Raw genomic sequence first — 21,143 nt, 5'->3', positions numbered from 1 at the left:
TACGCGCCCGCGTCCGGCGGGTGAACGAGGGGTGACGTCGTCAGCGCTGGACGGCGGGGATGTCGGCCCAGATCGCCCGCTCGGCAGCCGACGGGGCCGACGGGATGCGACCGGCGCCGTCTGGTTCGGGGATCGCGGCCAGCAGCGCCTGCGTGTACGGGTGCTGCGGGTCGGCCCAGAGCTGGGCGGTCGGCCCCGACTCGAGCACGCGCCCGCCGAACATCACGAACGTGCGGTCGGCGATGCGCTGCACGACGGCGAGGTCGTGCGAGATGAACAGCATCCCGGCACCCGCCTCTTTCACGAGATCGCGCATGAGGGCGGCCACGCTGGTCTGGGTCGACGCGTCGAGTGCCGAGATCGGCTCGTCGGCGACGAGCAGCTGGGGGCGGGCGGCGAGCGCACGAGCGATCGCGATGCGCTGCTTCTGGCCGCCCGAGAACTGGTGCGGGAACTTCGAGACGGATGCCGTGGGCAGGCCGACCTTCTCGAGCCATTCCTCGACCTTCGAGCCCTCGGCCCCGCGGGCGCGGGCGGTGGCGATGCCGTCGGCGATCTGCTCGCCGATGCGGCGGCGCGGGTTGAGCGAGGTCGACGGATCCTGGAAGACCATCTGGATGCCGGTGAGGTGCTTCGGGCGGCGGCGCACGCGCAGCGGGGTCACCTCGCCGTCGAGGAAGCGGGCGGTGCCGCCGGCGAGCTTCTCGATGCCGACCGCGGCACGGGCGAGGCTGGACTTGCCGCTGCCCGATTCGCCGACGAGGGCGACGGTCTCACCGGCGTGGACCTGCAGCGACACGTCGTTCACGGCGACCACGGGCGGGTTGCCCGGGTAGCGGACGACGATGCCCTGAGCGTCGAGGACGGTCTCATGCGTCATGGTCGTCGCCTCCTTCGATGCGCGAGCCCGGCAGGGCGGCGAGCAGCTGCCTCGTGTACTCGTGCTGCGGGTCGCGGAACAGCGTCTCGCGGTCGGCGTGCTCGACGACCCTTCCGTCCTTCATGACGGTGACGACGTCGGCGATCGCGCTCATCACGCCGAGATCGTGCGTCACCAGCAGAACGGCGATCTGACGCTCGTCGGCCAGCTCGCGCAGCAGGGTGAGGATGCCGGCCTGCACGGTCACGTCGAGCGCCGTGGTCGGCTCGTCGGCGAGCAGCACCTCTGGATCGCAGGCGAGGGCGCAGGCGATCGCGATGCGCTGCCGCTGGCCGCCCGAGAACTGGTGCGGGTAGCGGCGCAGCGCCTCTTCGGGATTCGGCACCTGCACGCGCTCGAGCAGCTCGACGGCGCGCCGGCGGGCGGCCGCCCCGCGCAGCCCGAGGTGCACGCGCATGTGGTCGGTGAGCTGGCGCCCGACGGGGATCTGCGGATGCAGCGACGCCGACGGATCCTGGAAGACCATCGCGATGCGCTTGCCGCGGATGCGGTTGAGCGCACGCCTGCCGAGGCCGAGCAGCTCGGTGTCGCCGAGCCGGATCGAACCGCCGGTGCGCGCATGACGCGGCAGCAGGCCGAGGACCGACATGGCGGTCAGGGTCTTGCCGGATCCGGATTCGCCGGCGAGGCCGTGGATGCGCCCGGCGTCGAGCCGCACCGAGAGCCCCTTGACGAGGGGGCGGCCGATGTCGACCGTGAGGTCGCGGATGTCGAGCACGCTCATGCGCCGCCTCCGCTCGATGCGACGAGTTCGGTCTGCTTCTCGTGCGTCACCTCGGCCGTCGGGTCGAGGATGTCGCGCAGCGCGTCGCCGAGGAAGTTGAAGGCGAGCACGACCGTGAGGATCGCCAGACCGGGGAACACGCCGAGCCACCACGCGTCGAAGTTCTGCATCGCCGCGGAGATCATCGAACCCCATTCGGGTGTGGGCGGCTGCGCGCCCAGGCCGAGGAACGACAGGCCGGACAGCAGCAGGATGGCCGCGCCGATGTCGAGCGTCGCGAGAACCAGCAGAGGACCCGCCACGTTGGGGAGGATGTCGACCAGCAGCGTCCGCGCGGGCGAATGACCCAGCAGGCGGCCGGCGATCACGTAGTTCTGGTTGCGCAGCGACAGCACGATGCTGCGGGTGACGCGCGAGTACTGCGGCCACGAGACGACGACGGCCGCGATCACGGCGTTGAACAAGGAGGGGCCGAGCGAGGCGGCGACGACCATCGCGAGGATGACGGTCGGGAACGCCATGAACAGGTCGGTGATGCGCATGAGAGTCTCGTCGACCCAGCCGCCGAAGTAGCCGGCGAGCGCGCCGATCACGGCGCCGATGACGAGGGCGGCGACGACGAGGGTGAGGGCGAGCGGGATCGTGACGGTCGCACCGGTCATGAGGCGCGAGAAGATGTCACGGCCGTTGCCGTCGGTGCCGAGCAGGGTGTCGATCCCCGGCGCCTGAAGGCGCGGCAGCGCCTGGGCGTTCGGCTCGAACGGCACCCACCACTGCGCGGTGAAGGCGACGATGATCCAGGCGGCGGCGATGACGGTGCCGATGATGCCGAGCGGGGTGCGCCAGGCGCGGGGCCAGCGCAGCCTGAGCCGCCCCGGCATGCGGGGTTCGCGAGGGCTCATGCGATCCTCACTCTCGGGTCGAGTACGCCGTACAGCAGGTCGACGACGAAGTTGATGACCAGGTAGATGATGCCGACGATGAGGCCGACGCCCATGATGCCCGGCAGGTCGAGGTTGGCCGCCGAGTTGTAGGCGTATGTGCCGAGGCCGGGCCAGGCGAACACCGACTCGACGAGCACCGTGCCCGAGAGCAGCGAGCCGAAGGCGACGCCGACGACGGTCAGCACCGGCAGCGCGGCTCCGCGGAGCACGTAGTCGAGGATCACCCGCATGGCCGGCAGACCCTTCGCGCGGGCCGCCCGCACGTAGTCGCTGGCGAGCACCTCGAGAACCGAGGTGCGGATGAAGCGGGTCAGCAGGCCGATGGTGACCAGCGACAGCACGATCACCGGCAGCGCCAGGTGCGCCATGGCGTCGGCCCAGCCCACGCCGTCGCCGTTCAGCAGGTAGTCGATCGTGTACAGCCCCGTCACCCGCGGCGGCGGGATGATCGACGGCGAGATGCGGCCGGAGCCAGGAGCGATGCGCAGGTTGAGGAAGAACACGTAGAAGCTCACGAGCGCCAGCCAGAAGGTCGGGACGCTGAGCCCGATCAGGGTGACCACCCGCACGATCTGGTCGGTGACCAGGCCGCGCCGGTAGGCCGCCAGGGTGCCGAGCACCAGGCTGACCGCGAGGCTGAGGATGATCGCGCACAGCGCGATCTCGATGGTGGCCGGCACCGCCGTGGCGAGATCTGCGGTGACCGGCTGCCCGGTCACGAGCGAGGTGCCGAGGTCGCCGCGCAGCAGCTTGCCCATGTAGATGAAGTACTGCACGAAGAGGGGCTGGTCGAGCCCCTGCGCCTTGATGAAGGCCTCGCGCGTCTCGGGGTTCTGCGACGCCCCCTCACCCAGTGCCGCGGAGACGGGGTCTCCGGGCACCAGGTTGGTGAGGAGGAACGTCACGACCGTGACGCCGATCAGCAGCAGCACCGAGGTGCCGGCCCTGCGCAGCAGGTACCCCGCCAGGGGCGACTTCTTGCGCTGCGCCTGTGTCTGCACAGCCACTGTCGTCATCACGGTCGGTCCGTTCAGCCGGCGGGCGTGATCTCGGCGATGTCCATCTCCCAGACGGAGTTGTAGACGGCGCCGTCGACCTTGTCAGACGTGGCGATGTTGCGGCCGGGGACGATCAGCGGCACGAAGGGGCCGCTCTGCTGCATCTCCTCGGCGAACTTCGTGAACGCGGCGGTGCGCTCATCGGGGTCGGTCGCGCTGGCGGCATCCGCGGCGATCTCGGCGATCTCGGGGTTGGCCGACTGCTCCCAGCCCGAGCGGAGGCCGACCTTCAGGCCGGGGCCGAAGGGCAGGAAGTTCGCGGAGTCCGCGTAGTCGGGACCCCAGAACCAGAGGCCGAAGCCCTCGGTGCCGTTCACGTAGGCGTCGAGCTCGGTCGCGAACGGAGCCGGGGCGAGCTCGACGGCGACGCCTGCGTCCTTCAGCTGCGCCTGGATGCGCTCGGCGAGCGGGGTGAACTCCACGCCGCCGACCGGGTAGTCGTTCGGGAACTGCAGCTTGAGGGTCTGACCGGTGTAGCCGGCCTCGTCGAAGGCGGCCTTGGCCTTGTCGAGGTCCTGCGTGACGCCCTTGTCGAGCGCGCCCTCGAAACCGGGCGGGATCACGCCGGTGGCCTGCTCGGCGCCGGCGCCGGCGAGCTCGAGCAGAGCCGGGTAGTCGAGGGCGTACCGGATGCCCTCGGCGAGCTTCACGTTGGCCAGGTCACCGGCGACGCCGGTGGACTGGTTCAGCAGCAGGAAGATGGTCTGGCCGGAGGGGACCGAGTCGACCTCGAGGCCGTCGCCCAGGCCGCTGACCTGGTCGCCGTTGAGGTCCATGGCCACCATCGAGTCGCCGCCCTTGAGGTTGGCGAGCTGGGTCGCGCTCTCGGAGACGTTGCGGATGACGACGCGGTCGTAGGCCGGCTTCTCGTCGCCGTTGTACTCGTCGTTCTTCTTCAGCACGATCTGCGAGCTGAGGTCGAGCGTGTCGAGCACGAAGGGGCCGGATCCGGCGGATGCGCCGTCGAAGTACTTCTGCGCGGAGTCGGCGCCGTCGGTGCTGCCGCCGTTCTTCATCACGACGTCGGCGTTGACGATGCCGAGCGCCGGGTTGGCGAGGATGGCGGGCAGCTGCAGCAGGGGCGTCTCGGTGGTGAAGACGATCGTCTTGGCGTCGACCTCCTTGATGGTGACGCCCGCGAGGAGGAAGTTGGGCTTGGCGTCGGCCATGCCCTGGATGCGCTGCAGCGAGAAGACGACGTCCTTCGCCTCGACCGGAGTGCCGTCGGAGAAGACGCGGCCCTCTTCGAGGGTGAACGTGAACTCGGTCGCGGTGTCGTTGGCCTCCCACGACGCCAGGCCGGGGATCGGGGTCGAGACGTCGGAGCCCTTGAAGTCGACGAGCGTCTCGTACATCGCCTTGGCGAGCATGTTGCCGGTCGGGTCGTAGGTGTGACCGGGGTCGGCGGTCTCGACCGAGAAGGCGGTGTCGATGACCAGGGAGCCACCGGACTTCGCTCCGCCGTCGCTGCTGTTGTTCGCGGAGTTCCCTCCCGAGCATCCGGTCAGGGCGATGAGCGCGACCGCTCCGAAGACGATCGCCGGCGTGCGCAGCGTCGACAGCATGGGTACCTCCATTGGCAGGGTGGATCGGGAGTCCTGGCCATCCAACGGTGGACGACCGTGATCAGATTCCCATGATGTGCGACGATCTGTCCAATGACATCGCGTCATGAAGACAAAGTCTGTCCGAACAATGAGGATTGGGATACAGAATGTCCAGCACTGATGCTGAAGACACCCGGGATTCTGGACGAAGTGCCGCCACCCTCGATCCGGTCTCGTACCGGATCCTCGATCTGCTCCGCGAGAACGGACGGATCTCGATCGCCGCGCTGGCCGAGAAGGTCGGCATCTCTCGAGCCAACGCGTACACCAGGGTCGAGGCGCTGATGGCCGACGGGGTCATCACCGGTTTCAGCGCCCGGGTCGATCCGGCGAAGGCCGGTCTGTCGATCGGAGCCATGATCTTCGTGACGGTCTATCCGCAGGCATGGGCGTCGTTCCGGGCGCAGATCGCCGAGATGCCCGACATCGAGTACTGCGCCGTGACGACCGGCGAGCACGACGCGATGCTGCTGATCCGGGCGACGGACGTCAGCGGAGTGCACGAGTTCTCGACCGGAGTGATCGCGCAGCTTCCCGAGGTGCGCACGGTGGTCAGCGTCGTCGTTCTCGACGAGGTGATCCGCCGGCCGTTCGTGCTTCCTCCCGACCTGCCCGAGCGCAGCCTCGACGTGCCCCTGGGCATGACCCAGTGGACGCCGGCGACGGCCGGGCGCGGGGCCCTGCCGCCGCGGTGACGGCGAAAGCCTGTGTCAGGCCGCCGCGGTCTCGACGCAGACGCTGAGCTGCGCAGCGCCGTGCATCTCGTAGTGCTCGACCAGGCGCAGCATCCCGTCGTCGTCGACCTCGATGTCGCTCTCGCCGTCGCCGGTCACGACCTCGCCCGTGGCGGCGAGCACGTGCACGAACGACACCCAGATGGTGTCGCCCGTACGGGTGCCGACGAAACGGCCGATCGTGACGGTGTCACCGGTGTAGTCGCCCCAGATCGCCCCGTCCTGCTCGAAGTAGTGGAAGACGCTCGGGGCGTCATGGTCGACGACGGAGGTCGTCGACGACACCATCTTGAACGTGCGGCCGTCGAGACTGGGGAGGGTGCGGGTCTGAGTCACCCATCGATCATGGCAGGTACCGTGGACGCATGAATCCGGCGCCGCCCCCGCAGCACCCGTTCGAGACGCGCCCGCTCACCGAGCCGGTCGACCCTCGTGCCGTGAAGGAGTTCTGGCGCGCGGTCAAGGCGCAGAACCCGACGTCGGGCGCGCAGGTGGCGATCATGATCGTCGTCGGAGTCATCTTCGCCCTCGTGTTCCTGCCCGCGATCGGCATGACGCTGTTCGGGCTGATCGCGGTCGCCGGATCGGGCGAATCCGGCTTCGGGGCGCTGTTCTCGCTTCCGGCGCTGATCCCCTTCGTGATCGCCGGCGTCGGCATCCCGCTGTTCGTGATCTCGCAGCGGAAGAACCGCGAGAGCACCTACCGGATCGCGCGGTTCGCCGAGGCGAACGGCATGACCTTCCGTCCGTTCGTCAGCGATCCGCCGCTGCCGGGCATGATCTTCCACCTCGGTCACTCCCGCATGGCGTCGCAGCTCGTCCGCGGCCAGCACCCGCGATTCGTCGAGTTCGGCAACTACCGGTACACGACCGGATCGGGCAAGAACAAGACGACGCACAACTGGGGATACGTCGCCGTCAAGCTCGACGTTCCGCTGCCGAACATCGTGCTCGATGCGCTGGGCAACAACTCGCTCGGCTCGAACCTGCCCTCGACGTTCTCGAAGGATCAGCGGCTCTCGCTCGAAGGCGACTTCGACCAGCACTTCACCCTGTACTGCCCGAGCGGCTACGAGGCCGACGCGCTCTACCTGTTCACGCCCGACATCATGGCGCGCTTCATCGACCACGCAGCGCAGCTCGACGTCGAGATCGTCGACGACTGGCTGTTCCTCTACATGCGCCGGCCGGCCTCGACCACCGACGTGAGCACGTGGGCGTGGCTGTTCGGCACGGTCGGCGCCCTCATGACGAAGTTCGATCAGTGGGCGCGCTGGCGCGACGACCGGCTGAGGCTCGCGCAGGAGGCGGCGCAGCATCCGGTCGCGCAGCCGGGAACGGCGACGGCCGCGCCGCTGCCCTTCGCCCCGCCCGTCGGCATGCTCACTCCCCCGGCACCGGGCGTCGCCCCGCAGGGCCGGCGCCTGCGCAAGGGCTTCTCATGGGTCACTCTCGTGATCATCGTCGTGGTGTTCGGCGTCACGCTTCTGCCGCAGCTCTTCGGCATGCTCTCGTTCTTCTTCTTCCGCTGACGCGGATCCGGATGCCTAGGCCGGGGCGAGGCCGAAGTACTCGAGCTCGGCGTCGTTCAGCATCCGGGACCGAGTGAGGAACCGCATGCCGGTCGGGCCCTCGACGCTGAACCCGGCGCCGCGGCCGGGCACCGCGTCGATCGTGAGGTGGGTGTACTTCCAGTACTCGAACTGCGACTCCGACATGAACACCTCGATCGGGTCGAGCCCCTCGATGTCGAGCCGGCCGAGGAGCACGTCGCTCGGGCCGGTGAGGAACATGCCGATCGGGTAGCACATGGGCGACGACCCGTCGCAGCATCCGCCCGACTGATGGAACATCAGCGGCCCGTGCTGCGCCGTCAGCTCACGCAGCAGCTCGGCGGCGGCATCCGACACATCCACCCGCTCGTACTTCCCGATGCTGACCATCTCGACTCCTTGTCTCGTGGACGACTGCCGGGCGGGCGTCGCACGACACCCGCCCGGCAGCTCGCAGACCGATCAGAAGAAGCCCATCGGGCCTTCGGCGTACGACACCAGCAGGTTCTTCGTCTGCTGGTAGTGATCGAGCATCATCTTGTGGTTCTCGCGGCCGACGCCCGACTGCTTGTACCCGCCGAACGCGGCGTGCGCCGGATACTGGTGGTAGGTGTTCGTCCACACGCGTCCGGCCTGGATCGCACGACCGGCTCGATACGCGGTGTCGCCGCTGCGGCTCCACACACCCGCGCCCAGCCCGTAGAGGGTGTCGTTGGCGATCGAGATGGCGTCGTCGAAGTCGCTGAAGCTCGTGACCGAGAGCACAGGGCCGAAGATCTCCTCCTGGAAGATGCGCATGCTGTTGCTGCCCTCGAACACGGTCGGCTCGACGTAGAACCCGTCGCTGAGGTCGCCGCCCAGGTCTGCCCGCCCGCCTCCGGCGAGCAGCTTCGCGCCCTCCTTCGTGCCGATGTCGATGTAGCTGAGGATCTTCTCGAGCTGATCGTTCGACGCCTGTGCGCCGATCATCGTGGCGGGGTCGAGCGGGTTGCCCTGGATGACCTTGCCCACGCGCTCGAGGCCGTCGGCGAGGAAGCCGTCGTAGATCGAGCGCTGGATGAGCGCGCGCGACGGGCAGGTGCAGACCTCGCCCTGGTTGAGCGCGAACATCGTGAAGCCCTCGAGCGCCTTGTCGTAGAACGGGTCGTCGGCGCGGGCGACGTCTTCGAAGAAGACGTTCGGCGACTTGCCTCCCAGCTCGAGCGTGACCGGGATGAGGTTCTGCGAGGCGTACTGCATGATCAGCCGGCCCGTCGTGGTCTCGCCCGTGAACGCGACCTTGCGGATGCGCTTGTGCTGCGCGAGCGGTGCACCCGCCTCGATGCCGAAGCCGTTGACGATGTTCACGACGCCGGCGGGCAGCAGGTCGCCGATGATCTCGAAGAGGAACAGGATCGACGCCGGGGTCTGCTCGGCCGGCTTGATCACGACGCAGTTGCCTGCGGCGAGCGCGGGGGCCAGCTTCCAGGTCGCCATCAGGATCGGGAAGTTCCACGGGATGATCTGGCCGACCACGCCCAGAGGCTCCTGGAAGTGGTACGCGACGGTGTTCTCGTCGAGCTGGCTGATGCCGCCCTCCTGCCCGCGCAGGACGCCGGCGAAGTAGCGGAAGTGGTCGACCGCGAGCGGGATGTCTGCGGCGAGCGTCTCGCGCACCGGCTTGCCGTTCTCCCACGTCTCGGCGACGGCGATCATCTCGAGGTTCTCTTCGATGCGGTCGGCGATCCTGTTGAGGATGACGGCGCGCTCGGCGGGCGAGGTGCGCTTCCACGACTCGAACGCCTTCCAGGCGACGTCGACAGCGCGGTCGATGTCTTCTGCGGTGCCGCGGGCGACCTCGGTGAACGGCTTGCCGTTGACGGGGCTGATGTTCTCGAAGTACTGCCCCTTGGCCGGTTCGACGAACTCGCCGCCGATGTAGTGCCCGTAGCGGGCGCGGTAGTTCGCGACGGCTCCCGGCTGACCGGGAGCGGCGTATGCGGTGGACACGTCTTCTTCGACGATGGTCATCGTTGACTCCTTCGACGGGCCGCGGCCTCGATGCTGCGCGGCTGTTGGGTTCGAAGGTAGGTCGCGCCACGTTGCGCCCCCGTGCGCAACGTTGCAGTCGGTTGCGGGGGTCTCCCCGTGCTTCGAATCGCTCGAATGGCGGGCGAACGCCGCCCAAAGCGACCAGTTGAGCGATTCGAACGGGGAGAGGGTCAGCCCAGACGCTCGATCCGGGCGACCAGACCCGCGCGTCTCGGCGAGCGCGCGGGCAGCATCTCGAGCGCGAGGCGCAGCGCCTCGGCGTCGTTCTGCCCCTCGGGGATCTCGGCGTACGCGAGCAGCACGTCGAGGCTCGCCTCGCTGACCATCACCTCGTGCAGCGCCGCGCGCACCGTCTCGCGGAACTCCTCGACCCCGGGCGACGCCGACTCGGGCAGCACCGCACCGGGATAGGCGCTGAGCGCGACGCGGTGCGCCCCGCGGTCGAGCAGCGACAGCACGTTCTGCGCGTCGGTCTCGAGCGGCGCGGTCAGCCGGTACGGCCGCGACTGCGGTGCGAGGTCGGGTGAGACGCGCTCGAGCACCTTGCGCAGCCGCACCATCTCGGGCCGAAGGGTGTCGGGCGACGCGCCCTCGCCGTACACGAGCTCGGTGAGCCGCTCTGCCGACAGCCCCTGCCGGTGAACGGCGAGCATGAGCAGGATCTCGGCGTGCCTGGCGCTGAGCTCGATGATCGTCTCGCCATCGGCCGCGTCGACCTCGAGGCGGGCGCGATCGCGTGCCAGCACCTGCAGGCGCGCGTGCCTGGTGTCACGCGGCGAGCGACGCGGCGATCGCTCCGTGCCCCGGGGCGTCTCGCTGCGCGCCCGCAGGCGGGCGACGAGCAGCTCGGACTCGACGGCTCGCGCTGTGGCATCCACCAGCATCCGGGCCTGCGGGGTGACCGCCTCGGCTCCGCCGGTCACGTCGATCACGCCGAGGATGCGGCGGGTCTCGGGGTCGAAGACAGGGGCTGCGGTGCACGACCACGGCTGCACGAGGCGGTTGTAGTGCTCGGCATGGTGGATCTGCACCGACTCTCCGAGCGCGAGCGCTGTGCCCGGAGCCGAGGTGCCGACCATCTGCTCCGACCAGTTCGCTCCCGCGACGAATCCCATCTCGCCCGACAGCACGCGCTGACGAAGATCGCCCTCGACCCAGAGCAGCCGGCCGGCGTGGTCGCCGACCGCCACCACGACGCCCGAATCCTCGGCACTGCCGGGCAGCAGCAGCGACCGGATGAGATCCATCACCCCGGCGAGCGGATGCCCGGTGCGGTACGCCTCGAGGGCGTCGTCGCCGAAGTCGAGCGGAGGCAGCCCCTCGGCACCGACGCGGCCCTGCCAGGCTCGTTCCCACGACGCCCGCACGAGCGGGCGCACCTGCTGCAGACGCCGGTCGTCGAGGTTGCCTGCCACGAGCTCTTCGTGCGCGCGCTCGATGAGTAGGCGCGAGACCTCGGGTGAGGCGTCACGCGATGACGACCAGGGGGACGGCACGCTGGCTCCGATCGGCGCTGATGGGTGTGCCCAGTGTAGATCGGATGCGGGGCGCGGCGCCCTCACGGTTCAGGCGCGGGCGGCCCACCACTCGCGGAGACGCTGCTCGGCGGCGTCCGCTCCGATCACGCCCTCGTCGAGACGCACCTCGAGCAGGAACCGGTACGCCTCGCCCACCTCGCGTCCGGGCGGGATGCCGAGGATCTGCTGGATCTGGTTGCCGTCGAGCTCGGGGCGGATGCTGTCGAGCTCTTCCTGCTCGCGCAGCTCGACGATGCGTCGCTCGATGTCGTCGTAGGCAGACGCGAGGCGGGCGGCCTTGCGCTTGTTGCGGGTGGTGACGTCGGCGCGCACGAGGATGTGCAGGCGCTCGACGAGGTCGCCGGCGTCGCGCACGTAGCGTCGGACGGCGCTGTCGGTCCAGGCTCCCTCGGCATACCCGAAGAAGCGCAGGTGCAGCTCGATCAGCTTCGCGACAGCATCGATGGTGTCGCCGTCGAAGCGCAGGGCCTGCAGGCGCTTGCGCGCCATGCGCGAGCCGACCACGTCGTGGTGGTGGAAGGTCACCCCTCCCCCCGACTCGAGCTTGCGGGTGCGCGGCTTGCCGATGTCGTGCAGCAGCGCGGCGAGACGCAGCGGAACGTCGGGGGCGGCGCCCGGATTGCGCTTCTTCTCGAGGTCGATCGCCTGACGCAGCACGGTGAGCGAGTGCTCGTAGACGTCTTTGTGGTGATGGTGCTCGTCGACCTCGAGGCGCAGGGCGCTGACCTCGGGCAGGAACTCGTCGATCAGCCCGGTCTCGACCAGCACCCGGATGCCGCGGATCGGGTCGTCAGTCTGCATGAGCCGCACGAGCTCGCCCTGCACGCGCTCCGGGCTGACGATCTTCAGGGTCTCCCTGAGCTTCTCGATGGCTGCGAAGGTGCCGTCTTCGAGGGCGAAGCCGAGCTGGGCGCTGAACCGCGCCGCTCTCAGCATCCGGAGCGGGTCGTCGCCGAAGCTGATCTCGGGATCGATCGGGGTGCGCAGCACGCCGGCGACGAGGTCTTCGACGCCGCTCGTCGGGTCGATGAGCTTCACCGCAGGCACCTGCAGGGCCATGGCGTTGACGGTGAAGTCGCGCCGCAGCAGGTCGCCGTCGATCGCGTCGCCGAACTCGACGACCGGCTTGCGGGTGACGCCGTCGTAGCTGTCGGCGCGGTACGTGGTGATCTCGACCTGCTCGCCGCGGATCCTCGCGCCGATCGTGCCGAAGGCGCGCCCGATGTCCCACTGCGTGCTCGAGATGGGCTTGACGATGCGCAGGATGTCGTCGGGCCTGGCGTTCGTCGTGAAGTCGAGGTCGTGCGTCTCGCGGCCGAGCAGCGCGTCGCGCACAGGGCCGCCGACGACGGCGAGGTCGAAGCCCGCGTCGGCGAAGGCGGTCGCCAGGGTGGCGACGACGGGATTCGCGGCGAGCGCGCCGAGTCGGGACAGACCCTCGGCCATATTGAGCATGGATTCAAGGGTACCGGCGCAGCCCGGTCATCCCTGATCGCCGCATCCGCACGGTCGATCGTCCGGGGCGCGTACGGTGAGGGGATGCAGACCGACCCAGCCATCGACGAGTTCTGGCGCGAGTGCCGCACCGCGCTGCCGCACCTGCCCGAAAGGATGCCCGAGGTGTGGGCGTTCGGCGCGACCCCCGAGCACGCCGACGGCCTTCTCGCCCTCGTGCTGGCGGGGACCAAGACGGCCACGGCCTCGTCGCTGTGGGACTACGAGCACACCGGCGACCCGCTGCCCGCCGTGGGCGAGCTGAGCATCATCCTCGACGGGCGCGGCGCACCCCGCGCGCTGCTCGAGACCACGGCCATCGCGGTCGTGCCCTTCGATCAGGTCCCGGCATCCCACGCCTTCGCCGAGGGTGAGGGCGACCGCACTCTCGAGCACTGGCGCGAGGTGCACGAGCGCTACTGGCGCCAGCACTCCGAGAACCCGCGCGGGTACGAGCCCACCATGCCGGTGGTCTGCGAGGAGTTCCGCCTGCTGCGGTCGAGCGGTGAACGAGAAGACCCCGCCGGCGAGTGCCGGCGGGGTCTTCCCGCGCGGGGCTAGGCCCGGCGGCGGCGGTTCAGGAACAGGATGCCGCCCGCCACGAGCGCGAGGAGCCCGACGATGCCGAGGCCGAGCGTCCACGTTGCGGATGAGCCGGTCGTCGCCAGCGCGTCACCGGGACGGTCGACGCTGGGGCTCTTCGGCCCGCCGTCGGACGCACCGGCGTCGGGTTCCTCGGAACCCCCGTCTCCGTCACCAGGGCCGCCGTCTCCGTCACCGGGACCACCGTCCCCGTCACCAGGACCGCCGTCCCCGTCACCAGGACCGCCATCGCCGTCACCAGGACCACCGTCCCCGTCACCAGGACCGCCATCGCCGTCCCCGTCATCAGGACCGCCATCTCCGTCTCCGGGACCAGTGCCACCGTCACCAGGGCCGCCGTCCCCATCACCAGGACCACCGTCACCGTCACCAGGGCCGCCCTCACCGGGGTCGGTCGTCGGCTTCCCATCGGTCGTGAACGAGCGCACCTCGGTGCTCTCCACTCCGCCGAACGGGCCCGTGGTGCGCACGTACCAGCCGTGCTCACCGGCATCCAGACCCTTCCAGGTGACCGTCGTCTGCTCGCCGCTCACGACGTCCTGCACGCAGTCGATCTCGTTCGTGGTCAGGATGTCGACACGGAACGCGTCGGTCGACAGCACCTTGGTCACCGGGGCGATGCCGCCGGCGGCGTAGGGGATCTCGAACTCCTGCATGCCTGCCGGGCTGTTCAGCGACGCGTCGTCGGAGTCGAAGTCGTCGAGCGACGGCGAGTACGTGCGCACGATGATCCGGCCCTGCTCGTTGTCGAAGTGCAGCAGGCGCAGGTAGCCCTGCCCGCCCTCCGGCAGACCCTGGTAGTCGAACAGCATCGAGTAGACCGTGCGGTCGGCGACGCCGTCGCCGTCGTCGTCGAACTCATCCAGACGCGTGTACGCGTCGTGGTAGTGCCCCGAGCCGACAGAGACGACGTTCGCGTTCGGAGCCACGACCTCGTCGTAGATCCGCTGCGGGAAGGGCCCGAGTCCACCCGTGGTGAGCATGTACTCGTGCAGGTTGATCATGACCTTGCGCTCGGGATACTGCCGGATGATCGAGTTCATCCAGGCGATGTCCTCGCTGTTCGACGCCTCGTCGTTGGGGTCGGGCCAGCCCATGTACATCATGAGCATGTCGATCCCGCCGGCGGTGACCAGGTCGTAGTGACCCCGGTTGTCCTTGTACGAGCCGCCGTACCAGGGGTTGCCTGCGAACCGGGCCTCGCCGAAGTTCCGGCTGTACTCGGTGTAGTCGCCGTCCCAGTGGCCGACGTCGTGGTTGCCGGCGAGAACGCCGTAGGGGATGCCGGCGTCGTCGAGCAGGCGGTACGCCGCATCCGCGTTCTTCCACTGATGCGGCTGGTCGTAGTTGTCGACGATGTCGCCGGTGTGCGTGACGTACTGCAGGTTCAGCGCGTCGCGCTGCGCCACGAGGAACCGGTTCATGTTCTGCTGGTGCTGGTACCAGACGTCCGAACCGCCGTCGCCGGCGAGGCCGCCCTCGTTGCGGTTGTAGTACTGCGTGTCAGACAGCCATCCGAGCGTGAAGTCGTACTGGTCGCGGGGCGTGGCGCCGGCGTTGAACGGCGTCACCTGCGAGTCGCGCGAGCTGGTGTCGGTGCCCGCCCAGCCCTCGGAGTGCTGCACGAGCAGGGTCAGCTCGCCGTCCTTCGCGTGACCGTCGACCGCGACCTCGGCCTCCAGGGCGAAGCTGGTCGGCGAACCGCCGGTGGTGACGTGCCGGTCGACCTCATGCCACGAGCCGTCGGTCTTCTGCACGTAGAGCAGCACCTTGGCATCCGCGTTGGCAGACCCCTCCCACGCGACGCGCATCCGGGCGTCGGAACCTGCTCGCTCGGGCACCTGCACCGTGAACAGCTGGTACGGCATGGCGGTGTCGGAGCTCGCGGCGACCTCGATGCCGTCCAGACGAGCGATGCGCGCCAGCTCATCCTCGGTCAGCGGCTTCGCGTCGCCGCGCTCGGTCGAGCGCGAGCTCGAGGTGGCACCGGCGGCAACGCGCACCTCGTCATCCATCGAGGTGTACGTGTACCCCTCGGCGAAGCAGAGTTCGAGGCGGTCGTCGACCTGCGACCCGGGCCGGGCGACGAGATCGACCTGGTCGCCGGTCAGCTCGGCGCCGTCATCGGGGCTGATCAGCTGCGTGCTCGGCTTCTCATCCGCGGTCGAGAAGGCGATCGTCGTCGTCGAGACGTTGCCGACGGCGTCCTTCGCGGTGATGACCGCGGTGTGATCGCCCGGCGCGAGCGTGAGCGATGAGGTCGCCAGCGGCAGCGTGATCTCCTTCTCGTCGAGCGTCGCCGTGACCGACTCGAAGCCGGAGCCGGCGTCGGTGACGGTCGCGTCGATCGTGAACGCACCCCGGTACTGGCGGCCGTCGACGATCGTGCTCTCGATCACGGGAGCGGTGTTGTCGACGATCACGGTGCGGGTGGCCGACATCGCGTCGGCTGCCGCGACGGCGGCCTCCGCCTCCGGCGATGCGGATGCCGTGATCACGTGCTCCCCGTCGTCGACGGTCGTGGTGTCCCATAGCGTCGATACCGAGTCGAAGGCGTCGTCGGGGATGGTGAACGTCGCGAGGAAGTAGACCAGGTTGGCGTCGGTGAAGTTGATGCGCTCGGCCGACGTGGCGGGGCAGGCGCGCTCGGTCGGCTCCTGGCCCTCGCCGGCACCGGCGCACGAGGTCGGGCGCAGCACCCGGCCGTCGGGCAGCACGAGACGCGGGTTCATGGCTGTGTAGTCGTCGTTGTTCTCGTTGGGGTCCGGCTGCGGCCAGGCCTTCGTTCCGGCGTACACGCCGAGCGTCAGCTTCTCTCCGCGGACGACCTCCTGCACGGGAACCTCGGCATCGACCGTCACGATGCGGTCGTAGTAGCCCTCGTCGAAGATCTTCAGCACCGTGTCGCCGAGCTTGAGCCCGTTGCGGAAGAACGCGTCGGTGCTGGTCGCCTCGATCGCGAATCGCGGCGCGCGCTCGAGCGACGGCGTCGTCTCACCGGCCTTCTCACCGTCGATCTCGAGCGAGAGCGACGCCGGATCTCCGTCGGTGGTCGCGACGACCGGCGTCTGCCCGCCGACGAACTGCCCCTCGGCGACGTTGAGCCGAACGGGGTCGTCGGGGGTGTCGTCGAGCGTGAGGCGCACCGGTCCGAGCGTCGTGGTCTGGCTGCCGTCGCCCGCGGTGACCGAGTACTCGAGCCAGCGCTTTCCGTAGACGTCGACCGACGGGATGCTGTACCCGTAGCGACCCGCGGTGCTGAACGTCAGGTCGCGGGTCTCGGATGCGCCCAGGTCGTCGGTGAGCGTGAGGGTCACGCGACGCACGAGCACGTCATCGGCGATGTCGAAGCCGAGCTCGATGCCCTCGCCGCTCGGCAGTTCGCTGCCTCCGGTGAGGTCGACGATCGTCGGGGCCGAGCCCGCCGCGGGATGCGGCACGTACGATCCTGCGACCTGGCTGTCGCTGACCGCACCCGGGGTAGGGGCGGCCAGACCCTGCATGGTCTGGATGCTGCCGGCGGGATCGGCGGGCACCCACAGGGCGCCGCTGACGTCGGCCGGGTTCCAGCCGTACTGGATGGCGGTCGACGCCGTGGTCTGCGCATCGTCGAAGTAGTAGGCGCGCGAGATGTCGTGGCCGCTCTTCGTGCTCAGCTGCAGGCCGCGGGATCCGCCGTTCGCCATGCCACCCGACTGGATGGTCAGGATGCTCTCGCCGAGCACCAGATCGGTGCCGAAGGCGGCGTTGAAGTCGGCGACCGTGTACCCGGCGGTGAGGACGGCCGGGTTCTGGATCCACAGCACGAGCGTCTCGCCTGCGCCGATGGTCGGCTCGCCGGGTCCGGCCGGCCACAGCGTCGACGCGTTCGTGGTCGGACCGGTGAGCGCGTTGTCGGTGGTGAGGTAGCTGAGCGCGTAGTCGCCGAAGCCGACGGGTGCATCGGAGGCGTTGTAGACCTCGATGAACTCGAACGCGTCGGAGCCCGAGACGTTCGCCGTATCGGGTGCGACCTCGGTGATCTGCAGGATCGGGCCCTTGGCGTCAGGGTCGGTCGGCTTGGGCGCGGGGATCAGCTCGCTCGTGACCTGGTCGACCGTGATCGTGCCGGGCGTGGGCGCCGCGGTCGCTCCTGTCGGGTCGAAGTCGAGCAGACGGGCGTCTGCCGATCCGATCTGGTCCGGCACCGCGAACTGGGCGTTCCACGGGGTCGAGCTGACCCCGTCGTCCGACGGCACCCAGGCGCGTGCGAGGGTCGCACCCTCGGCATCCGTCAGGCTGAAGCCGCGTGAGCCGCTGTTCGCGAATCCGCCCTGCGGTCCGAAGCGCAGCACCTGCACGGTCTCCGGCACGTCGTAGAACGCGCGGAACTGCTCTTTCGTGAGGCTGCGGCGCGCGTCGCCGTCGGCGTAGTTCATCCAGAGCACGGCGGTGCCGCCGGCGGGGATGACCGCCGGGCTGTCGCCCTCGCCGTCGAGGTGGATCAGCGGCTGCACGGTGCCGGTGTTCCACTGGCTCGTGTGGTACCTGATCTGCAGACCCTGTGCGGTGAGATCGATCGGCTCGGCGGTGGTGTTCGTGACCTCGACGAACTCGTAGGTGTCGGCTCCGGCGTTGTCGCCGTTGATCTCGGTGATCACGAGCGGCCAGTGCTCGGCGGCGTTGCCGCTCTCGCCGGTGATCGGCGCGACGTCGGATGCCTCGGGCGCGACCTCATCGGGAGCCGGGGCCGGTTCTGCCGGTGCGCGGTCGGCCGGCGCCGGCTCGGTCGGACTCGGCTCTGCGGGCTGCTCCGACGGCGCCGGCTCCGTCGGCTCCGGCTCCGCCGGCTGCGCCGTGGGTGCGGGCTGCGTGGCATCCGGAGTCGGCTCGGCCGTCTCGTCGGGGGTGGGAGCGGTGGGCGAAGGCTCCGGGGTCGCCGCCTGCTCAGTGGCAGGGGGCGCCGTGGGCGTCGGTGTCGTCTCGTCCGCGAAGGCGGCGGGCGCGGCACCGGAGACCAGCGCGGTGGCCACGACCACGGCGGCGAGCGCTCCGGCTCCGGCACGACGAAGGGATGGATGGGGCATGGAAAGAGGACCTCTTCACGAAGGGGGAGTCGGCGAATGCCGCTCCTCTTCGTAGTCCCCTCGGATGACCGCTCGGTAACCGTCTTCCGTCTTCTTCGACCGTCTCGTGAACCCTCGGTGAACCCCGGCGCGTCCCTTGCGCGCCGGGGTCGAGGCGGGTCAGGCTACGGGGTCGCCCTGCACGGGTCCTTCGGTGTTGGGCTTCCAGCCCAGCGCGGGAGCGACGTGCTCGGCGAAGGCCTGCAGCACGTGCAGGTTGTACTCCGGACCCAGCTGGTTCGGGATGGTCAGCATGAGCGTGTCGGCGGCCATGACGGCCTCGTCGGCGCGGAGCTGCTCGATCAGCTCGTCTGGTTCGGCCGCGTAGGTCTTGCCGAACGTCGAGCGGTATCCGTCGATGATGCCGACCTGGTCATTGTTCTCGCGCGAGCGCATGCCGAAGTACGCGCGGTCGCGGTCGCTGACCAGCGGGAACACGCTGCGGCTCACCGACACCCGGGGCGCTCCCGTGTGGCCGGCCTGCGTGTACGCGGCGCGGAACAGATCGATCTGCTCGCGCTGCAGCTCGTGGAACGGCTGGCCCGTGGCCTCGGTGAGCAGGGTCGAGCTCATCATGTTCAGGCCCATGCGCCCCGTGGCCTCGGCGGTCGCGCGCGACCCCGCTCCCCACCAGATGTGGTCGCGGAGCGTAGGCGACTGCGGCTCGATGGCCAGGTACTGCCCAGGGCCGACCATTCGCGGGTCGCCGGGTGCGATGCGCTCACCGTCGATCACCTTGAGGAACAGGTCGAACTTCTCACGGGCCAGCACGCTGCCGCGCTCGGTGTCCTCCTCGTCGCGGAAGCCGAAGGTCTCGTAGCCCCGCAGCGCTGTCTCGGGTGACCCGCGGCTCACACCCAGGGCGATGCGTCCGTCGGCGATCAGGTCGAGCGCCGCGGCCTCCTCGGCGAACTGGAACGGGTTCTCGTACCGCATGTCGATCACGCCCGTGCCGACCTCGATGCGCTTGGTGCGGGCGGCCATCGCCGACAGCAGCGGCATGGGCGACGCGGCCTGGCGGGCCCAGTGGTGCACCCGCACGTATGCGCCGTTGACGCCGATCTCGTCGGCGCCCTCGGCGAGCTCGATGGTCTGGCGCAGCATGTCGCCGGCGGTGCGGGTGACAGAGCCGGGCACGTCCTGGTAGTGCCCGAAGGAGAGGAAGCCGAATGCCTTCATGTCGTATGCGAACGCATGTAAGCCGGATGCTATTCCGCGGCGGGCAGAAGAACGCCGTCGAGCACCAGCTGACGGATGCGCGGCTCGAGGTCGGCCCACAGATCGGCGAGCGGCACGTCGAAGAGGTCGGCGAGCGCGGCGGCGATCTGCGCGACCGTGAGCTCGCCGTCGCACGCGCCGACGAACCCGGCCAGTGCGCTGTCGACGCCGATCGTGCGGCCGAAGCCCCCGCCCTGGCGCAGCTCGATGGCGCTCGGGTCGTCTTCTCCCGGCATGAGATGGCGGGCCTCGGTCACGTCGGGTGCGACCGTGAGCCGGGCGGGGATGCCCTCGGCGAGAGCGTCGTGTGCGGCGAGACCGGCCCCGAGTGCCCGCCCGAGGTTCGACACCGGCTGCGAGACCGTCTCGAAGCGACGCAGCACGTGGTGGTTCGCCGGCGGGCGGCGCAGCAGGATGTACCCGAATCCGACAGCGGTCACGTCACGCTCGGCGAAGTCGTCGAGCCACGCGGTGAGCAGGCGGGTGAACTCGGCATCCCGCGGGAGCGTCCCCCCGTCGCGGATCCAGAGCTCGGCGTACCCGAGCGGGGTGAGCTCTTCGCGCTGGATCACCCAGGCGTCGAGCTCGTCGCCGATCCACGATCGCACGCGGTCGAGGCCGCGAGCACCGCCGCGCGACTCCCAGTTGCCGAGCAGCTGCGCGATGCCGCCGGGGGCGAGATGCGCGGGAGCGCTGCGCAGGAACTCCTCGACCAGGGCATCGCCCACGAGCCCGCCATCGCGGTACTCGTACTCGGGCACACCCGACGCGCGCGGGGTGATGACGAAGGGCGGGTTCGAGACGATGAGATCGAACGACTCCCCCGCGACGGGCTCGAAGAGGCTGCCCAGACGGAACTCGATGTTGTGCACGCCGTTCAGCAGCGCGTTCAGCTCTGCATAGGCCAGCGCGCGAGCCGAGATGTCGGTCGCCACGACACCGGCAGCGTGCCGCGAGACCAGCAGCGCCTGGATCCCGCATCCGGTGCCGAGGTCGAGCGCCCGCCCGATCGGCACGGGGATGACCAGCTCGGCGAGCGTGCGCGATGCGCCGCCGACGCCCAGCACGTGATCGGCGGGCAGCGAGGCGCCGAGGGCGATCTCGTCGAGGTCGCTCGCGATCCACCATTCGCCGACGCCGTCGGCATCCACGAACGACTGCGGCCGGATCAGCGCTTCAGGATGCACGTCGCCGCCGTCGACCCGGGCAAGGCCGAGCGCCTCGGCGCCCTCGACGCCGAGCTGCGGCAGGGCCCGCTCGACCGCGTCGCGCGGCTGCGGCATCCCGAGCACCCACAGCCGGCCCAGCGTCGGCAGGACGTCGTCTCGCCCGCCCAGTGCGCGCAGGATCGGCTCCCGCAGGCCGCGACCGACGGCGTCGTCCGCCTCTTCACCCCACAGCCGCCTCAGCGGCTGCGAGCGGAAGTCGGCTGCGTCGAGATCGGCGGCGAGCGCCCGCGCGAGAGGGGCGTCTGGGAAGGGCTGAGCGCGGTGCGGCACGGCCGTCACTCTACGCGCCTTCAGGGTTCGCGAGGTGTCGCCACCTAGAATCGGGGGCGTCGTCGGTGCCGGATTCCCGAAGCCGCCGACCCGCA

General features: G+C 69.8%; 16 protein-coding genes. 3 read left to right on the top strand and 13 right to left on the bottom strand.

Features of this window, described 5'->3' with window-relative positions:
- Positions 1-40: 40 nt before the first annotated feature.
- Genes AB0N59_RS04175 through AB0N59_RS04155 form a run of 5 tightly spaced genes read right to left on the bottom strand, consistent with a single transcriptional unit; the run spans position 41 to position 5,231 of the window.
- Entirely contained in the window at positions 41-880 is an 840-nt protein-coding gene (locus AB0N59_RS04175; protein WP_204974977.1) for an ABC transporter ATP-binding protein, read from the bottom strand.
- Complete coding sequence (locus tag AB0N59_RS04170; RefSeq protein ID WP_363479142.1) at positions 870-1,664, bottom strand: ABC transporter ATP-binding protein; 795 nt, start codon at positions 1,662-1,664, stop codon at positions 870-872. The genes AB0N59_RS04175 and AB0N59_RS04170 overlap by 11 nt, the downstream gene beginning before the upstream one ends.
- A complete protein-coding gene (locus AB0N59_RS04165) occupies positions 1,661-2,566 on the bottom strand; it encodes an ABC transporter permease (RefSeq protein ID WP_363479139.1) in 906 nt (301 codons plus the stop codon). The genes AB0N59_RS04170 and AB0N59_RS04165 overlap by 4 nt, the downstream gene beginning before the upstream one ends.
- Complete coding sequence (locus tag AB0N59_RS04160) at positions 2,563-3,624, bottom strand: ABC transporter permease (protein ID WP_363481189.1); 1,062 nt, start codon at positions 3,622-3,624, stop codon at positions 2,563-2,565. Before AB0N59_RS04160 ends, AB0N59_RS04165 begins: the two co-directional genes overlap by 4 nt.
- A gap of 14 nt (positions 3,625-3,638) precedes the next feature.
- Positions 3,639-5,231, bottom strand: a complete 1,593-nt coding sequence (locus AB0N59_RS04155) for an ABC transporter substrate-binding protein (RefSeq protein ID WP_363479136.1) — start codon at positions 5,229-5,231, stop codon at positions 3,639-3,641.
- Positions 5,232-5,380: 149 nt separating this feature from the next.
- Between AB0N59_RS04155 and AB0N59_RS04150 the strand changes: the two genes are divergently transcribed.
- The gene (locus AB0N59_RS04150) at positions 5,381-5,968 is read left to right on the top strand and encodes an Lrp/AsnC family transcriptional regulator (protein ID WP_363479133.1); all 588 of its coding nucleotides are present in this window, start codon (positions 5,381-5,383) and stop codon (positions 5,966-5,968) included.
- A gap of 15 nt (positions 5,969-5,983) precedes the next feature.
- Here the strand turns inward: AB0N59_RS04150 and AB0N59_RS04145 are convergent, their stop codons facing one another.
- Positions 5,984-6,343, bottom strand: coding sequence for a hypothetical protein (locus AB0N59_RS04145; RefSeq protein WP_338041538.1), 360 nt, complete (start codon positions 6,341-6,343; stop codon positions 5,984-5,986).
- Between the two features lie 29 nt (positions 6,344-6,372).
- Here AB0N59_RS04145 and AB0N59_RS04140 point away from each other — a divergent pair, with 29 nt between their 5' ends.
- A complete protein-coding gene (locus AB0N59_RS04140) occupies positions 6,373-7,539 on the top strand; it encodes a hypothetical protein (protein ID WP_363479130.1) in 1,167 nt (388 codons plus the stop codon).
- Between the two features lie 15 nt (positions 7,540-7,554).
- Here the strand turns inward: AB0N59_RS04140 and AB0N59_RS04135 are convergent, their stop codons facing one another.
- From AB0N59_RS04135 to AB0N59_RS04120, 4 genes are all read right to left on the bottom strand, one after another.
- On the bottom strand, positions 7,555-7,950 hold the full coding sequence (locus tag AB0N59_RS04135) for a DUF779 domain-containing protein (protein ID WP_363479127.1): 396 nt from the start codon (positions 7,948-7,950) through the stop codon (positions 7,555-7,557).
- A 72-nt stretch (positions 7,951-8,022) separates the two neighbouring features.
- Complete coding sequence (locus tag AB0N59_RS04130) at positions 8,023-9,570, bottom strand: aldehyde dehydrogenase family protein (RefSeq protein WP_363479124.1); 1,548 nt, start codon at positions 9,568-9,570, stop codon at positions 8,023-8,025.
- A 191-nt stretch (positions 9,571-9,761) separates the two neighbouring features.
- Positions 9,762-11,087, bottom strand: coding sequence for a GAF domain-containing protein (locus AB0N59_RS04125; RefSeq protein WP_363479121.1), 1,326 nt, complete (start codon positions 11,085-11,087; stop codon positions 9,762-9,764).
- Positions 11,088-11,156: 69 nt separating this feature from the next.
- A complete protein-coding gene (locus AB0N59_RS04120) occupies positions 11,157-12,584 on the bottom strand; it encodes a CCA tRNA nucleotidyltransferase (RefSeq protein ID WP_363479118.1) in 1,428 nt (475 codons plus the stop codon).
- 84 nt (positions 12,585-12,668) lie between these two features.
- On the opposite strand from AB0N59_RS04120, the gene AB0N59_RS04115 reads away from it, so the two are divergent.
- Entirely contained in the window at positions 12,669-13,184 is a 516-nt protein-coding gene (locus tag AB0N59_RS04115) for an ASCH domain-containing protein (protein ID WP_363479115.1), read from the top strand.
- Here the strand turns inward: AB0N59_RS04115 and AB0N59_RS04110 are convergent.
- From AB0N59_RS04110 to AB0N59_RS04100, 3 genes are all read right to left on the bottom strand, one after another.
- Positions 13,181-18,292, bottom strand: coding sequence for a cell wall protein (locus AB0N59_RS04110; RefSeq protein ID WP_363479112.1), 5,112 nt, complete (start codon positions 18,290-18,292; stop codon positions 13,181-13,183). The genes AB0N59_RS04115 and AB0N59_RS04110 overlap by 4 nt on opposite strands.
- A gap of 159 nt (positions 18,293-18,451) precedes the next feature.
- Positions 18,452-19,510 (bottom strand): LLM class flavin-dependent oxidoreductase, encoded by a 1,059-nt coding sequence (locus tag AB0N59_RS04105; RefSeq protein WP_363479109.1) that lies wholly within the window; start codon positions 19,508-19,510, stop codon positions 18,452-18,454.
- 29 nt (positions 19,511-19,539) lie between these two features.
- The gene (locus AB0N59_RS04100) at positions 19,540-21,048 is read right to left on the bottom strand and encodes a methyltransferase (RefSeq protein ID WP_363479106.1); all 1,509 of its coding nucleotides are present in this window, start codon (positions 21,046-21,048) and stop codon (positions 19,540-19,542) included.
- Positions 21,049-21,143 lie beyond the last annotated feature (95 nt).

The organism is Microbacterium sp. NPDC089321, from assembly GCF_040684935.1.
Taxonomy (GTDB): domain Bacteria; phylum Actinomycetota; class Actinomycetes; order Actinomycetales; family Microbacteriaceae; genus Microbacterium.
Note: the sequence above shows the minus strand (reverse complement) of the source record. Positions and strands in the feature narration are given on the sequence as shown.

Excerpts from the sequence above, each read along its gene's own strand:
- AB0N59_RS04175 (WP_204974977.1), bottom strand. The coding sequence starts at position 880 with ATGACGCATGAGACCGTCCTCGACGCTCAGGGCATCGTCGTCCGCTAC.
- AB0N59_RS04170 (WP_363479142.1), bottom strand. The coding sequence starts at position 1,664 with ATGAGCGTGCTCGACATCCGCGACCTCACGGTCGACATCGGCCGCCCC.
- AB0N59_RS04165 (WP_363479139.1), bottom strand. The coding sequence starts at position 2,566 with ATGAGCCCTCGCGAACCCCGCATGCCGGGGCGGCTCAGGCTGCGCTGG.
- AB0N59_RS04160 (WP_363481189.1), bottom strand. The coding sequence starts at position 3,624 with ATGACGACAGTGGCTGTGCAGACACAGGCGCAGCGCAAGAAGTCGCCC.
- AB0N59_RS04155 (WP_363479136.1), bottom strand. The coding sequence starts at position 5,231 with ATGCTGTCGACGCTGCGCACGCCGGCGATCGTCTTCGGAGCGGTCGCG.
- AB0N59_RS04150 (WP_363479133.1), top strand. The coding sequence starts at position 5,381 with ATGTCCAGCACTGATGCTGAAGACACCCGGGATTCTGGACGAAGTGCC.
- AB0N59_RS04140 (WP_363479130.1), top strand. The coding sequence starts at position 6,373 with ATGAATCCGGCGCCGCCCCCGCAGCACCCGTTCGAGACGCGCCCGCTC.
- AB0N59_RS04135 (WP_363479127.1), bottom strand. The coding sequence starts at position 7,950 with ATGGTCAGCATCGGGAAGTACGAGCGGGTGGATGTGTCGGATGCCGCC.
- AB0N59_RS04130 (WP_363479124.1), bottom strand. The coding sequence starts at position 9,570 with ATGACCATCGTCGAAGAAGACGTGTCCACCGCATACGCCGCTCCCGGT.
- AB0N59_RS04120 (WP_363479118.1), bottom strand. The coding sequence starts at position 12,584 with ATGCTCAATATGGCCGAGGGTCTGTCCCGACTCGGCGCGCTCGCCGCG.
- AB0N59_RS04115 (WP_363479115.1), top strand. The coding sequence starts at position 12,669 with ATGCAGACCGACCCAGCCATCGACGAGTTCTGGCGCGAGTGCCGCACC.
- AB0N59_RS04110 (WP_363479112.1), bottom strand. The coding sequence starts at position 18,292 with ATGCCCCATCCATCCCTTCGTCGTGCCGGAGCCGGAGCGCTCGCCGCC.
- AB0N59_RS04105 (WP_363479109.1), bottom strand. The coding sequence starts at position 19,510 with ATGAAGGCATTCGGCTTCCTCTCCTTCGGGCACTACCAGGACGTGCCC.